This is a genomic window from Sphingobium sp. TCM1, assembly GCF_001650725.1.
Classification (GTDB): Bacteria; Pseudomonadota; Alphaproteobacteria; order Sphingomonadales; family Sphingomonadaceae; genus Sphingobium.
The window spans coordinates 435,584-450,123 of the sequence record NZ_LXVX01000039.1 but is presented as its reverse complement, the minus strand read 5'-3'; the positions used below and the strand labels follow the sequence as shown (position 1 = coordinate 450,123).

The 14,540-nt window shown below is 66.2% G+C and carries 16 protein-coding genes; 4 read left to right on the top strand and 12 right to left on the bottom strand.

Annotated features, from left to right (window positions below):
- Positions 1-23: 23 nt before the first annotated feature.
- Positions 24-1,115 carry a branched-chain amino acid aminotransferase gene (locus A7Q26_RS22780; protein WP_066864938.1) on the bottom strand — a complete coding sequence of 364 codons (1,092 nt, stop codon included), beginning with the start codon at positions 1,113-1,115 and terminating at the stop codon, positions 24-26.
- Between the two features lie 156 nt (positions 1,116-1,271).
- On the opposite strand from A7Q26_RS22780, the gene A7Q26_RS22775 reads away from it, so the two are divergent.
- On the top strand, positions 1,272-2,291 hold the full coding sequence (locus A7Q26_RS22775; protein ID WP_066865334.1) for a threonine aldolase family protein: 1,020 nt from the start codon (positions 1,272-1,274) through the stop codon (positions 2,289-2,291).
- Complete coding sequence (locus A7Q26_RS22770) at positions 2,284-3,180, top strand: DMT family transporter (protein WP_066864935.1); 897 nt, start codon at positions 2,284-2,286, stop codon at positions 3,178-3,180. The genes A7Q26_RS22775 and A7Q26_RS22770 overlap by 8 nt, the downstream gene beginning before the upstream one ends.
- Here the strand turns inward: A7Q26_RS22770 and A7Q26_RS25755 are convergent.
- The 11 genes from A7Q26_RS25755 to A7Q26_RS22720 all read right to left on the bottom strand — a co-directional run bounded on the left by A7Q26_RS25755 (position 3,177) and on the right by A7Q26_RS22720 (position 11,270).
- A complete protein-coding gene (locus A7Q26_RS25755; RefSeq protein ID WP_198163022.1) occupies positions 3,177-3,341 on the bottom strand; it encodes a hypothetical protein in 165 nt (54 codons plus the stop codon). The two genes, A7Q26_RS22770 and A7Q26_RS25755, sit on opposite strands and share 4 nt — an antisense overlap.
- A 77-nt stretch (positions 3,342-3,418) precedes the next feature.
- Complete coding sequence (locus A7Q26_RS22765) at positions 3,419-4,216, bottom strand: NAD(P)-dependent oxidoreductase (protein ID WP_066864932.1); 798 nt, start codon at positions 4,214-4,216, stop codon at positions 3,419-3,421.
- A gap of 20 nt (positions 4,217-4,236) precedes the next feature.
- Positions 4,237-4,596, bottom strand: coding sequence for a HesB/IscA family protein (locus A7Q26_RS22760; RefSeq protein ID WP_066864930.1), 360 nt, complete (start codon positions 4,594-4,596; stop codon positions 4,237-4,239).
- Positions 4,596-5,060, bottom strand: a complete 465-nt coding sequence (locus A7Q26_RS22755; RefSeq protein ID WP_066865331.1) for an SUF system Fe-S cluster assembly protein — start codon at positions 5,058-5,060, stop codon at positions 4,596-4,598. The genes A7Q26_RS22760 and A7Q26_RS22755 overlap by 1 nt, the downstream gene beginning before the upstream one ends.
- 4 nt (positions 5,061-5,064) lie before the next feature.
- The gene (locus A7Q26_RS22750; RefSeq protein WP_066864927.1) at positions 5,065-6,291 is read right to left on the bottom strand and encodes a cysteine desulfurase; all 1,227 of its coding nucleotides are present in this window, start codon (positions 6,289-6,291) and stop codon (positions 5,065-5,067) included.
- Positions 6,288-7,040, bottom strand: coding sequence for a SufD family Fe-S cluster assembly protein (locus A7Q26_RS22745; protein ID WP_066864924.1), 753 nt, complete (start codon positions 7,038-7,040; stop codon positions 6,288-6,290). Before A7Q26_RS22745 ends, A7Q26_RS22750 begins: the two co-directional genes overlap by 4 nt.
- Complete coding sequence (sufC, locus tag A7Q26_RS22740) at positions 7,037-7,783, bottom strand: Fe-S cluster assembly ATPase SufC (protein ID WP_066864921.1); 747 nt, start codon at positions 7,781-7,783, stop codon at positions 7,037-7,039. The genes A7Q26_RS22745 and sufC overlap by 4 nt, the downstream gene beginning before the upstream one ends.
- 4 nt (positions 7,784-7,787) lie before the next feature.
- Positions 7,788-8,243 (bottom strand): hypothetical protein, encoded by a 456-nt coding sequence (locus A7Q26_RS22735; RefSeq protein WP_066864918.1) that lies wholly within the window; start codon positions 8,241-8,243, stop codon positions 7,788-7,790.
- Between the two features lie 40 nt (positions 8,244-8,283).
- Positions 8,284-9,768, bottom strand: a complete 1,485-nt coding sequence (gene sufB / locus A7Q26_RS22730) for a Fe-S cluster assembly protein SufB (protein ID WP_066864915.1) — start codon at positions 9,766-9,768, stop codon at positions 8,284-8,286.
- Complete coding sequence (locus A7Q26_RS22725) at positions 9,765-10,208, bottom strand: RrF2 family transcriptional regulator (RefSeq protein WP_066864912.1); 444 nt, start codon at positions 10,206-10,208, stop codon at positions 9,765-9,767. The genes sufB and A7Q26_RS22725 overlap by 4 nt, the downstream gene beginning before the upstream one ends.
- Positions 10,209-10,325: 117 nt before the next feature.
- Positions 10,326-11,270 carry a helix-turn-helix domain-containing protein gene (locus A7Q26_RS22720; protein ID WP_066865327.1) on the bottom strand — a complete coding sequence of 315 codons (945 nt, stop codon included), beginning with the start codon at positions 11,268-11,270 and terminating at the stop codon, positions 10,326-10,328.
- Positions 11,271-11,618: 348 nt separating this feature from the next.
- Between A7Q26_RS22720 and A7Q26_RS22715 the strand changes: the two genes are divergently transcribed.
- Complete coding sequence (locus A7Q26_RS22715) at positions 11,619-12,671, top strand: quinone-dependent dihydroorotate dehydrogenase (protein WP_066864909.1); 1,053 nt, start codon at positions 11,619-11,621, stop codon at positions 12,669-12,671.
- 84 nt (positions 12,672-12,755) lie between these two features.
- Positions 12,756-14,459, top strand: a complete 1,704-nt coding sequence (gene ggt, locus A7Q26_RS22710; RefSeq protein WP_066864906.1) for a gamma-glutamyltransferase — start codon at positions 12,756-12,758, stop codon at positions 14,457-14,459.
- Positions 14,460-14,540: the final 81 nt, after the last annotated feature.

Here is a 14,540-nt window from a genome sequence, read left to right as displayed (position 1 = left end):
CTTTCGCGGGTGACGACGGGATATTACAGCTTGCGCACCCAGCCCGCCGGATCGGCCACAATGCCACGCTGGATGCCGGTCAACTCGGCGCGCAGGCTTTCCGTCACCAGTCCGCCATCGCCATTGCCGATGGTGAAGTCTCCGCTGCTGCTCTTGACCGTGCCGATCGGCGTCACCACCGCCGCCGTGCCGCAGGCGAAGGCTTCGCGCAGCTTGCCGCTGGTGGCGTCCTCGCGCCACTGCGCGAAGCTGTAGAGCTCCTCGCGCACCTCAATCCCCTTGGCGCGGGCGAGGGTGATGATCGAATTGCGGGTGATGCCGGGCAGGATGGTGCCGCTCAGCGGCGGGGTGACGATCGACCCGTCCTCCATCACGAAGAAGACGTTCATGCCGCCCAGTTCCTCGACCCACTTGTTCTCGGCCGCGTCCAGGAACACGACCTGGTCGCAGCCCTGCTTGGTCGCTTCCTTCTGCGCGACCAGCGACGCGGCATAATTGCCGCCGCATTTGGCCGCGCCCGTGCCGCCGCGCGCCGCCCGGGTATAATGTTCCGACACCCACAGGGTGACGGCCTTCTTGCCGCCCTTGAAATAGGCGCCGGCGGGCGAGGCGATGACGCAGAAAATATATTCGTTCGACGGACGCACGCCCAGGAACGCCTCGCTCGCGAACAGGAAGGGGCGCAGATACAAGCTGCCCTCACCGCCCGGAATCCAGTCGGCGTCGATCTTCACCAGTTCCTCGACCGCTTCCAGGAACAGATCTTCGGGGATGGCAGGCATCGCCATGCGCTCGGCCGATTCGGCGAAGCGGCGGGCATTTTCCTCCGGGCGGAACATGGCGATGCTGCCATCCTCCAGCCGGTATGCCTTCATCCCCTCGAAGATTTCCTGCGCATAATGGAGCACGGCGCAGGCGGGATCGAGCTGGAAGGGCGCGCGCGGCTCCACCTTGTGGCTGTGCCAGCCCTGTCCCTCGGTATAGCGGATCGTCACCATATGGTCGGTGAAAAGCCGGCCGAAACCGGGATCCTCGAGCAGCACGGCGCGCTCGTTCGCCGCCACAGCCTGGCTGTTGCGGGTGACGGTGAAGCGCGACTTCTGCTCGACGGCCATGGTGAGTCTCCTTGTTCTGGCTCGGAAGGGGCGCCTATGTCACAGTGCGGCTCCCGAAACAATGGGTCATATATGCTGACCCATTTTGTTGCGGCAGGGCCAGCCGGGCGACGCTGGCCTCTTCCCGCGCCCCGGCTGCCTCGCTATCGCTGCGCCATGTATTTCTTCTCCGACAACGCCACGCCGATCTGCCCCGAAGTGATGGCCGCAATCGCTGCCGCCGACCATGAAGATCATGGCTATGACGGCGACGCCTGGAGCGCGCGGCTGGACGGCGCCTTCTCGGCGCTGTTCGAAACGCCGGTGCGGGCGCTGTGGCTGTCCACCGGCACGGCAGCAAACAGCATCGCGCTCGCCACCCTCTGCCCACCCTATGGCGGCGTGCTCTGCCATGAGGAGGCCCATATCGTCGTCGACGAATGTGGCGCGCCGGGTTTCTTCACCCATGGCGCGACCCTGATGCCGCTGCCGGGCGCTGGCGCGAAGCTGACGCCCGAGGCGGTGACGGAGCGGCTGAAGACGATCCGTCCCGACGTGCATCAGGTACCGGCGCGCGCGATCAGCATCACCAACGCCACCGAATATGGGCTGGGCTATGCGCCGGACGAGGTCGCGGCGCTGGGCGAGGTCGCGAAGGCGCATGGCCTCAGCGTCCACATGGACGGCGCGCGCTTCGCCAATGCGGTGGCGCACCGGGGGTGTGCGCCTGCGGATCTGACCTGGCGCGCGGGCGTGGATGCGCTCAGCTTCGGCTGCGTCAAGAATGGCGGCATGATCGGCGAGGCGCTGCTCTTCTTCGGCGCGCAGGCCGATGCCCGCGCAGCCGAAGCAACGCGTTGGCGCAAGCGTTCGGGTCATCTCATGTCCAAGGGCCGCTATCTCGCCGCGCAGATACTCGCCATGGTCGAAGGCGACCTGTGGCTGCGCAACGCCCGCGCCGCCAATGGCGCGGCGCAGGCGCTGGCGGAAGGGGCGACTGGACGGCTGATGCACCCGGTCGAGGCCAATGAGCTGTTCGTGCGGCTCACGGCGGCGCAAGCGGCGCAGCTGCGCGCGCAGGGGTTCGGCTTCTACGACTGGGGCGAGGGCGCGGCCCGTCTCGTCACCAACTGGTCGCAGGACGCGGCCAGCGTCGCCCCGCTGGCGCAGGCGTTGAAAGCGCTCGACGATGGCTGAACCGTCCAGGGGCGGCGTCGCGGTCCCCTTCATCCTCGTCACCCTGATCTGGAGTTCGACCTGGATCGTCATCCGCGACCAGATCGGCTCGGTCCCGGCCAGCTGGTCAGTCTGCTACCGGTTCCTGCTCGCCGGCGTCGCCATGGCGGCTTTCGCCCGGTGGCGCGGTATCCGGCTGGGGATCGGGCGGAGCGGCATCCTCTACGCCGCGCTGCTGGGCCTTGCCCAATTCGTCCTCAACTTCAACTTCGTCTACCGGGCGGAGCATTATCTGACGTCGGGCGTGGTCGCGGTGGTCTATGCGATGCTGCTGATCCCCAATTCGATCCTCGCCTTCCTGATCTTCCGCCAGCCCGTCGGTCGCGCCTTCATCGGCGGCTCGGTCGTCGCGGTGGCGGGCATCATCCTGATGCTGCTCCACGAATATCACGTGGCGACGGTCAGCCCCGACATGGTGCTACTGGGCGCGGGGTTCGCGCTCGCGGGCCTCATGAGCGCATCGGCCGCCAATGTGATGCAGGGCATGGAGATCGCCAGGCGCCTGCCGATGGTCGCGGTGCTGGCCTGGGCGATGCTGATTGGCGCAGGCGTGGACGCGCTGTTCGCCTTCGCGACGGTCGGGCCGCCGCAGTTCGACATGCGCTGGGGCTATGTCGCGGGTATCGGCTGGCTGGCGCTGGCCGGGTCGGTCGTGACCTTCCCGCTCTATTTCACGCTGATCCAGAGGATGGGCGCGGGCCGCGCGGCCTATACCAGCGTGTTGATCCCGGTGATCGCCATGCTGATCTCCACCGTGGTGGAGGGCTATCGCTGGTCGGCGCTCGCCTTCGCGGGCGCGCTGCTGGCGATTGCCGGCATGGGGATCGCGCTGCGATCGAAGGCTGCCTAACGGGCGCCCGGCTGGTAGCGCAGCTTGGCGGCATTGACCTTGTCGATCAGGCTGGCGATCGGCTCGTGCGATGCCGCCCCGCGGCCGGGCGCGCCCAGATCATTCATCCGGTGGCTGAGCGCGGAAAAGGCGCGGTCGATCTGGCTGTCGATGCGGGTCATGGAGCATCCCTCGTGAAGCGATACCTCCCTTCTCGATCCGTCCGGTTAACAAGCCGTAAACCATGCGACAAAGGGAATCAGGCGCAGGCGCGCAACCCGTCGCGATAGGTCGGATAGCGTAGCGACCAGCCGAGCAGCCGTTTCGCCCGCCCGTTCGCGACCCGGCGGTTTTCCGCATAGAAGGACCGCGCCATCGGCGAAAGGCGAGCCTCCTCCAGCGTCAGCAGCGGCGGAAGGGGCTGGCCCAGCATGGCGCAGGCCTCCTCAATCAGTCGGTTCTGCGCGCAGGGCAGGTCGTCCGACAGATTGTAGACGCCGGGTGGCCCCTGGCGGATCGACGCGACCACCCCCGACACGATGTCGTCGACATGGGCGCGGCTGAATATCTGGTCGGGCAGGTCGATGCGATGGGCGCGCCCCTCGCGCACCCGGTCGAGCGCCGAGCGGCCGGGGCCGTAGATGCCGGGCAGCCGGAAGCGGCGCATGTCGGATCGCAGCGCGCCCCAATGGGCATCGGCCTGAGTCCGGGCGGCGCGGCGTCCCAGGCCGACCGGGCTGGATTCATCCACCCAGGCACCCGCCGCATCGCCATAGACGCCGGTGGAGGAAAGATAGCCGCTCCAGATTGCGGGCGCAGCGGCGATGGCGGCGCCATAGCGGGCCAGCACGGGATCGGCATCGCCCTCGGGTGGGACGGAGGAGAGGATATGGCTGGCCTGGGCGATCGCGGCGCGGACCGCGCCATCATCGTCAAACGCGATCATGTCGGCATCGGCGCTCCGGCGGACGCCGGAGATGTGCCAGCCCTCTTCACCCAAACGGGCGGCGAGCCGCGATGCAGTGTAACCCATGCCGATTATGAGCATGTGGGGCATGGTCGATCGCCCGCCGGAAATCAGACCGTGAAGCTCTCGCCGCAGCCGCAACTGCCCTTGGCATTGGGATTGTTGAAGACGAAGCCGGCGGTGAAATCATCTTCCACCCAGTTCATGGTCGACCCGACCAGATAGAGTACCGAAGCGCCGTCGATATACAGCACGCCGCCGGGCGTCTCGATCTTCTCGTCGAACTTGGCTTCCTGCGTCACATAGTCGACCGAATAGGCAAGGCCCGAACAGCCGCGCTTGGGGGTCGACAGCTTGACGCCGATCGTCCCTTCGGGTGCCTGTGCCATCAGGTCGGCGATGCGCGCCTGCGCGCTCGGCGTCAGGATGACGGCGGCGGGACGGGCACGGGTCTTGGTCTCGGTGGTCATCAGAGCATTCCCAGTTCCAGTTTCGCCTCGTCGCTCATCTTCTGCGGGTCCCATGGCGGATCCCAGACCAGATTCACCTCGACATCGCCGACGCCGGGCACCGCGCCGACGCGCAGTTCGACTTCGCCGGGCATGGATTCGGCGACCGGGCAATGGGGCGTGGTCAGCGTCATGGTGACGACGGCATGACCGTCCTCCGTCACGTCGACGCCGTAGATCAGGCCCAGATCATAGATATTCACCGGGATTTCCGGGTCGAAAATCTCCTTCAGCGCATCGATGATGCCGTCATAGAGATTGCCGCCAGGCTCGCCCGCAGGCGTCTCGGCCGGCTTGTGCGCCAGAAACCCGTCCAGATAGTCGCGCTGGCGCGGCGTGGCCTCCGCGACATCGTCCACGCGCGCCTTGGGCGGCGTCTCGACCGCGTCCACCTCTTCCACCAGTATCTTCCGCTCTTCGCTCATATGGTCAGTCATTGGCGAAAATCTTCCTCACACGCTCCAGACCGCGCACCAGCGCATCCACGTCGCTCTCGTCGCTATAGATGCCGAAGCTGGCCCGCGCGGTCGCCTCGACGCCCAGATGCCGCATCAGCGGCTGGGCGCAATGATGCCCCGCCCGGATCGCGACGCCCGTTTCGTCCAATATGGTGCCGACATCGTGCGGATGCACCCCCTCGACCTCGAAGGAGAGGATGCCGGCCGAATCTTCCGGTCCGAACAGGCGCACGCTGTTCAGGCTTTCCAGCGCCCCGCGCGCCTTGGCCACCAGCGCAGATTCATGCGCGTGGATGGCGTCCAGCCCGATCGCCTGCACATAGTCGATCGCGGCGGAAAGCCCGACGACGCCGGTGATATGCGGCGTTCCCGCCTCGAATCGGGTCGGCGCGGGGGCGTAGGTAGTCTTTTCGAACGTGACCTTGTCGATCATTGACCCGCCGCCCTGATAGGGCGGCATGGCGTCGAGCAGTTCCTTGCGGCCCCACAACACGCCGATGCCGGTCGGGCCATAGAGCTTGTGCGCGGAAAAGACGTAGAAGTCGCAGTCCAGCGCCTGCACGTCGACGGCCAGGCGCGGCACCGCCTGGCAGCCATCGATCAGGATCTTCGCGCCGACCATATGGGCGATGTCGGCGGCGCGGCGGCAATCGAGCACGCTGCCCAGCACATTGGACACATGGGCGAGCGCCACCATGCGGTGCTGCGGCGTGATCATCGCCCGCATTGCGTCCAGGTCGATCCGGCCATCCTGCGTCAGCGGTACGACGTCGATCGCCGCGCCCACTTTCTCCGCCACCAGCAGCCACGGCACGATATTGCTGTGATGCTCCAGCGTGGAGAGGAGGATGCGGTCGCCCGCCTTGAGCTGCGTCCCTGCCCAGCTTTGCGCGACCAGGTTGATCCCCTCGGTCGCGCCGCGCACATAGATGATCTCGCTGTCCGACGCCGCGCCGATGAAGGTCGCCACCTTGCGGCGGGCGGCTTCATAAGCGAGCGTCATGTTCGCCGACCGCTCGTAGACGCCGCGATGGACCGTCGCATAATCCGGCCCATAGGCCCGCGCGATCGCGTCGATCACGGCATTGGGCTTCTGCGCGGTGGCGGCGCTGTCCAGATAGTGCCAGTCGCCCCCATCCCCATTCAAAAGGCCGGGGAAATCGTCCCGCAACCGCAGCCCTGAAGCGAGATCGGTCATACCAGCGCCTCCAGCTTGGCGATCGCGGCGGCTTCGAGCATCTCCTTGACCGCGACGTCCGCCACATCGTCGAACACGCCCGCGACGAAGGAGCGCAACAGCAGCGTCTTGGCTGTCGCCGGGTCCATGCCGCGCGATGCCATGTAGAACAACGCCGCCTTGTCCAGTTCGCCCACGGTCGCGCCATGCGCGCATTTCACGTCGTCGGCGTAGATTTCCAGCTCCGGCTTGGCGTTGGCCGTCGCGGTGCGATCCAGCAGCATGGCCTTGACCGACTGGAAGGCGTCGGTCCGCTGCGCGTCGCGCGCGACGTTGATGCTGCCGAGGTAACTGCCCGTGGCGCGCTGCCCCAGGATCGACCGGATGGTCTGTCCGCTGGTCGAATCGGGCTTGGCATGGGTGACGCTGGTGATGATCTCCAGCACCTGGTCGCCGCCGCCGATGATCGCGCCGTTCAGCTCGAAATGCGCGTTGCTCCCCAGCGTGACGGTAAAGGTCACACGCCCCAGCTTGCCGCCGATATTGAGCAGATGGAAATCGCAGCGCGCGCCGTCCGCAATCGTGATGACATAGTCATGCACCGCCGCCGCGCCATCGGCCGCGTCCTGCAACAGGTGATGGCGCGCGCTGTCGCCCTCCGCCACGTCGATCCGTGTCGGCGCGGGCGTCGGCCAGATGGCGGCTACAGCCTCCACATCGCTATAGCGCCAGGCTTCATCCTTGCGCGTCGGAAGAGCCAATGCGTTCACGCCGCAACCACTTCGGCATAGCCTTCGCGTTCCAGCTCCAGCGCCAGTTCGGGACCGCCCGACTTCACGATCCGCCCGGCCGCCAGCACATGCACGTAGTCCGGCTTCACATAGTCGAGCAGGCGCTGATAATGGGTGATGAGCAGCACCGCCTTGTCGGGCTTGCGCATGATCGCGTTGATCCCCGCGCCCACGATCTTCAATGCGTCGATGTCGAGGCCGCTGTCCGTCTCGTCCAGGATCGCCAGCCTGGGATCGAGAATGCCCATCTGCACCATTTCGGCGCGCTTCTTCTCGCCGCCCGAAAAGCCGACATTCACCGGTCGCTTCAGCATCTCCATGTCGAGGCCGAGCAGCGCGGCCTTTTCCTTGGCCAGCCGGATGAACTCGCCGCCGTTCAGTTCCTTTTCGCCCCGCGCGCGCCGCTGCGAATTGAGGCTTTCGCGCAGGAATTGCAGGTTGGACACGCCGGGAATCTCGACCGGGTACTGGAAGCCCAGGAACAGGCCGGCCGCGGCGCGCTCGTGCGGCTCCATCCCGAACAGATCGGCCCCCTCGAAGGTCGCGCTGCCGCCCGTCACGTCATAATTGGGACGGCCGCCCAGCGTATAGGCCAACGTCGACTTGCCCGCGCCGTTCGGCCCCATGATCGCGTGGATTTCTCCCGCGTTGATCCGGAGCGACAGGCCCTTGAGGATCGCCTTGCCGTCGATTTCGTTGGTGAGGTTGTCGATCGTCAGCATCAAATTATCCCTCATGCGCGCGCTGGAGCGTCCGCGCGGTCCAGAAAGCCATGTCGCGCACGTCGCCCGGCGCGGGGAACAGCGTGTCGATATGGCGCTTGATCGGCATATAGGGCCACCAGTCGGCGTCGGGTTCCGGCGCGCCCTTTTCCAGCAGCGCGACGACGAACTCGCTGACCGGCCCCATGCGGGCCAGGTTGGGCGCCTTCGCCTTGTGGAACGCCTTGTCCTTTCGCAATTTCTCGGTGAAAGCCACGTCGCCTGCTTCCAGCGCCGCACGGCTCTCCGCCTCGAACGCGTCGAGATCGCCGAAATCCTTGACGGCGCGGGCCTGCAATTCGCCCTCTTCCAGCTCATAATCCTCGGTCAGGATGCGGATCGCGGCGGTCCATGACTGGCCATTGCCGACATCCTCCGCGAAATCCGCGAGGGCATCCTGAATATCGTCTTCGTCGCTCAATTTTCCGTCCTTGATCCTGTTTGCGGGGCTGCGCTGCGCGTCAGCCCACCGATCCTTCGAGAGAAATCCCCAGCAGCTTCTGCGCCTCGACGGCGAACTCCATCGGCAGTTGCTGCAACACCTCCCGCGCAAAGCCGTTGACGATCAGCGATACCGCGCTTTCCTGATCCAGCCCGCGCTGCATCGCGTAGAACAGCTGATCGTCGCTGATCTTGCTGGTCGTGGCTTCATGCTCGATCTGCGCCGAGGGATTGCGCACCTCGATATAGGGCACGGTATGCGCGCCGCACTGGTCGCCCAGCAGCAGGCTGTCGCACTGGGTGAAGTTGCGCACCCCTTCCGCGCCCGGCGCCACGCGCACCAGCCCGCGATAGGTGTTGTTGCTGCGGCCCGCCGAAATCCCCTTCGACACGATGGTCGAACGCGACCCCTTGCCGTTATGGATCATCTTGGTGCCGGTATCGGCCTGTTGCAGATTGTTGGTCAGCGCGACGGAATAAAACTCCCCGACGCTGTTCTCGCCGTTCAGCACGCAGGACGGATATTTCCAGGTGATGGCGCTGCCCGTCTCCACCTGGGTCCAGCTGACCTTGCTGTTGCGCCCCTGGCAGAGTGCGCGCTTGGTCACGAAATTATAGATGCCGCCCTTGCCGTCCGCGTCGCCCGGATACCAGTTCTGGACGGTCGAATATTTGATCTCGGCATCATCCAGCGCCACCAGTTCCACGACGGCGGCGTGCAGCTGGTTCTCGTCGCGCATCGGCGCAGTGCAGCCCTCCAGATAGGAAACATAGCTGCCCTCGTCCGCGACGATCAGGGTGCGCTCGAACTGCCCCGTATTCTCCGCATTGATGCGGAAATAGGTGCTCAGTTCCATCGGGCAGCGCACGCCCTTGGGGATGTAGACGAAGGTGCCGTCGGAAAAGACCGCGCAGTTCAAGGTGGCGAAATAATTGTCGTGCATCGGCACGACCTTGCCCAGCCACTTCTTCACGAGGTCGGGATATTCACGCACCGCTTCGCTGATCGAACGGAAGATGACGCCGGCTTCCTCCAGCTCCTTGCGGAAGGTGGTGGCAACGGACACCGAATCGAACACCGCGTCGACCGCGACCTTACGGCTGCCCTTCACCCCGGCCAGCATTTCCTGCTCGGCGATGGGGATGCCCAGCTTCTGATAGGTCGCCAATATCTCGGGGTCGACCTCGTCCAGCGAATTCAGCTCCGCCTTCTTCTTCGGCTCGGCGTAATAATAGGCGTCCTGATAATCGATCGGCGGGATGTTGAGCTTGGCCCAGTCGGGCGACTCCATCTTCTGCCACATGGCAAAGGCCTTCAGCCGCCATTCCAGCAGCCATTCCGGCTCCTTCTTCTTGGCGGAGATGAAGCGGACCGTGTCCTCGTTCAGCCCCTTGGGCGCGAAATCCTGCTCGATGGCGGACGACCAGCCATGTTCGTAGGTCGAAGCGCGCTCGGCCGCGTCATGCGCTTCCTGGTTCCGTATGGTGGTGGTCTCTTCGGTCATGCCATTTCTCGTGTCAGGCTGGCGATGGTGACGCCCGCGAGCGCCTCGCGGATCGCATTGTTCGCCACATTCATGTGCGGGCGCACGCGGCAGTCCTGCTCCAGCGAGCAGTCATGGGCGCCATGGTCGGCGCAGGCCGTCATGGCGATGGGGCCTTCCACCGCCTCCACCACATCGGCCAGCGTGATCGCTGCGGGCGGACGCGACAGCCGCACGCCCCCGCCGGTGCCCCGGCTCGATTCGAGCAGACCGGCGGCCGACAGGCGGCTCACCAGCTTCTGCGCGGTGGGCAGGGGTATGCCGGTTTCGGCCGACAGGGTGGTCGCGTTCATCTTCGGCTGTCGGTCGTGATGCGCCGGATCGAGCCCGGCGTGGCCGCAATGGCGCGCGGCGGCGGACATCAGCACGACCGCATAATCAGCGAAGCTCGACAGTCTCATGTCGTGTCACGCGCCCTTGCAAATTGCGAACCATTCTCAAATCGGACCGATTCCATCCGATTGGGCGCATGTGGTCCGCCAGGCGCAGTTAATCAAGGTATTTCTGCTTGGGGACGCTCAACTCAAACGATTGAGCACCGCCACGTCGCCGCCCAGGGATCGGCGCAGCAGGGTCAGCTGGGCCACGGCCGTCGGCTCGGTCTGCAACTGGTGCGGGGTCAGGCCGATGAAATGCTTGATCTCGCGGATGAAGTGCGACTGGTCATAGAAGCCCGCCTCCTCGCACAATTGCTGCCAGCTGTCGCCGTCCAGGGCGATTCGCGCCGAACAGCGCAGCGCGCGATATTTGCGCGCCAGCAGCTTGGGCGGGGCGCCATAATATTTGTTGGTCAGCCGGGCGAGCTGGCGCGCCGACAGGGACGTGGTTTCCACTAATGTCTCGATCCGCGGCGATCCTTCGTCCATCAGCCAGGCGTCGACCGCCGCCAGCAGCGCCCAGGTCGCCTTGCGCACCGGCTTGACCAGCCGGCCCAGCTCCTTCCAGCACAGGGTTGCCATCTCTTCCGCCTCGGCATCGTCCATGGTCCGCAACCGGTCGAGCAGCGCGGCATGGGCGGGGCCGCGTTCCGCCGCGAGGTCGCACAGGCGATCGGCCAGGGTGCTGGCGTCCCCGCCATGCAGCGACAACCACCCGGCGGGCAACAGCGAGACGCCCAGCACCCGCGCCTGTCCTTCCAGCACGAAGCGGGTCGCCCCCATGGTCGGTCCCAGCAGGCAGACGTCCGGCGTCGCCATCACCCCGCCATCCTGGAAATGATAATCCCCGCCGCCCGCGATCATGAAACGCAGCTGCGGCACGTCGGCGCGGGTGGCGTCGGCATAATGGTCGGCGGTGACGGTGAAGAGGTAGAGCGAACCGAAATAGGCGCGCAGATGTTCGGGCGGCGCGAAGTAACGAAGCCGCACCGGCCCCTGCGCGGCTGCGACCGTGTAGGAAAGCGGTCCCCTTTCGTCCGGCAGAGCGACGTTGCTCCCCGGCTTGCTGGTCTTGTGCAACCCCATATTTTCACCCCAGGCCGCGACTATGCGCCAATTCTGCCGGGACGCAAGCGACAGGATTGAAAAAGCGCATTTTTCATGCCTCTTTTCCCTGCCGAAAAAAATGACCCGGCGGTTCATCACCGCCGGGTCAGGAAAAGGTCTCATCGGCCATTGGCCTAAGAGCCTTCGGGTCGCAAGCTGGGTTTACGCCCGAATCAGTGAAATTTTATTGGATGGATCGGACATTTCTCCGTCCGAAACGGTCTCATTCATGACGTTTCCTGTCATGAAATGTCATAAGCCGACGGCTGTGATGCTTCTGCCACAGTGACTCGACGGACGGTCGCGCCGCTGGCATAGCGCCGCCCCATGTCCTATCGCCTGATCCGCCCCCTTCTCTTCGCGCTCGACGCCGAACGCGCCCATAATCTGTCGATCGCCGCGCTGCGCATGATGCCCACGCCGGCGCCGCTTCGGGCCGATCCGATGCTCGAAACGACGGTGGCGGGCATCCGTTTCCCCAATCCGGTCGGACTGGCGGCGGGCTATGACAAGGATGGCCGGGTCGCGCACAAGATGCATGGCCTGGGCTTCGGTTTCGCCGAGCTGGGCACGCTGACGCCGCTGGCCCAGCCGGGCAATCCGCAGCCGCGCCTGTTCCGACTGGTGGAGGACCGCGCCGTCATCAACCGCTTCGGCTTCAACAATGGAGGTCAGGGCGCTGCGGCCGACCGGATCGCGCGCTATCGCCGTCCGGCGGGGGAGGGGCCGGTGATCGGCATCAATATCGGCGCGAACAAGGATGCGACGGCCGCCGGGCGCGGCATTGCCGACTATGTGACGGGCGTCACCTGCATGGCGCCGCTGGCCGACTATCTGACGGTCAACATCTCCTCCCCCAATACGCCGGGCCTGCGCGCCTTGCAGGGCCGCGCCGCGCTTGACGACCTGCTGGGGGCGGTCATGGCGGCGCGCGGCGGCGACACCACGCCGATCTTCCTGAAAGTCGCCCCCGACCTCGAGCCCGCCGATGTCGAGGATATCGCCGCCGCCTGTGTCGACCATCGGGTCGACGCGCTGATCGTGTCCAACACGACCATCACCCGCCCGGCGCTGCGGTCGGCCCATGCGGGGGAGGCAGGCGGCCTGTCCGGCGCGCCGCTGACCGACCTGTCGCACGCACGGCTCCGGGATTTTCGCCGTCTTCTGGGGACGCGACTGCCGCTGATCGGCGTCGGCGGCATTGCCACCGGCGGCCAGGCCTATGCCCGCATCCGCGCCGGGGCGTCGCTGGTTCAGCTCTACAGCGCGCTGGTCTATGAAGGCCCCTATCTCGCGAAGCGCATCAATGCCGAGCTGAAGGCGCTGATGGCGCGCGATGGCGTCAGCGGCATCGCCGATCTGGTCGGCGTCGACGCCTGAAGCCCGCGCTGATCGGGTCTGCCGGCCATAACCCCGGTCTATCATGGGGTTGCGAAGCGCCGTCGCGGCGATAGGGTGCCGGCCATGACCTCCCGCCTGAACGGCCTGCTGGCCCCCTTCGCCCTCATTGCCCTGCTCCCTGCCGCCGCCGCTTCCGCGCGTGATCCGGTATCGACCAACGCCACCGTCTCGGCCGCCGACCCGCGCGCCGCGCAGGCGGGGCAGGAAATCCTGCGCAAGGGCGGCAGCGCGACGGACGCGGCGATCGCCATGATGCTGGCGCTCAACGTCGTGGAGCCGCACAATAGCGGCATCGGCGGCGGTGGGTTCCTGATGCACCATGACGGCGCGACCGGCCTGCTGGAATCGATCGACGGCCGCGAAACCGCCCCCGCCGCCGCGCGGCCCGACCGCTTCATCGGTCCCGACGGCCAGGTGATGCCGTTCCGCCAGGCCTGGCCGGGCGGCTATTCGGTCGGCGTGCCGGGCAATCTGCGGCTCGCCTGGGACGCGCACCGGAAATGGGGCAAGCTGCCCTGGGCGGACCTGTTCCAGCCCGCGATCCGCTACGCCGAGGAAGGCTTCGAGGTGCGCGAGCGGCTCGACACCGCCATGCGCGCGGTCGCCGCCGTGTGGGCCGACTTCCCCGACATCCAGTCTTATTTCTGGATCGACGGCAAGCCCGCGCCCAAGGGCACGATCCTCAAGAACCCGGCGCTCGCTGCCCTGTTCAGGCGGGTCGCGGCGGAGGGGCCGGACGCCTTCTACACCGGGGAGAACGCCAGGCTGCTCGCCGCCGCCGTCACCAACGCGCCGAAAAATCCGGTGCCGATGACGGAAGCGGACATCGCCGCCTATCAGGCGAAGCCGCGCAAGCCCGTCTGCGGCAAATATCGCGTCTATACGGTGTGCGGCATGGGGCCGGTGTCGTCGGGCGGCGTCACCGTGCTGGAAATTCTCGGCATGGTGGAGCGCTTCCCGCTCGCCCAATGGGGCAAGGACGATCCGCGCTCCTGGCATGTGATCGGCGAAGCGATGCAGCTCGCCTATGCCGATCGCGACACCTGGCTCGGCGATCCCGATTTCGTCCCGGTGCCGGTCAGCGGCATGATCGACCCGGCCTATCTCCGGCAGCGATCCTCGCTGATCCGCCTCAACAAGGCGCTGACCGCCTACACACCCGGCACGCCGCCCGGCGCGCAGCCGCGCACCACCTCGCTGCCCCAGCCCGAAAGCGGCACCAGCCATTTCGTCGCCGTGGATCATGACGGCGACATCGCCGCCTGGACCTCCACCATCGAAAGCTTCTTCGGCAGCCAGCTGGTGGCGAACGGCGTCATCCTCAACAATGAGCTGACCGATTTCAGCCTGACCCCGGAAAAGGACGGCAAGCCCGTCGCCAACCGGGTGGAACCGGGCAAGCGGCCGCTCTCCTCCATGTCGCCGACGATCGTCTATGATGACAAGGGCACTCCCATCTTCACCGTGGGCGCGGCGGGCGGCAAGACCATCATCATGCAGGTGGCCAAGGCGCTGATCGCCCATTTCGACTGGGGCCTGTCGGCGCAGGATGCGATCGCCCACGGCCTGATCTTCTTCAACGGCGACGGGCTGGTGCTGGAACAGGGCACCTCGCTGGAGGCGATGAAGGCGCCGCTGGAAAAGCTGGGCCACCGCGTGACCGTCAGCCGCCTCGGCCTCAAGGCCAATGCGGCGGAGCGCATGGCGGACGGTCGCTGGGTCGGCGCCGCCGATCCGCGCAGCCCCGGCGTATCGTTGCAGGAATGATTTTCGCGATGACGAACTGATCTGGCTCGATAATATCCAGCCAGAAAGGGCGGCCTTGCGAGCCGCCCTGTTCCGTTTCCG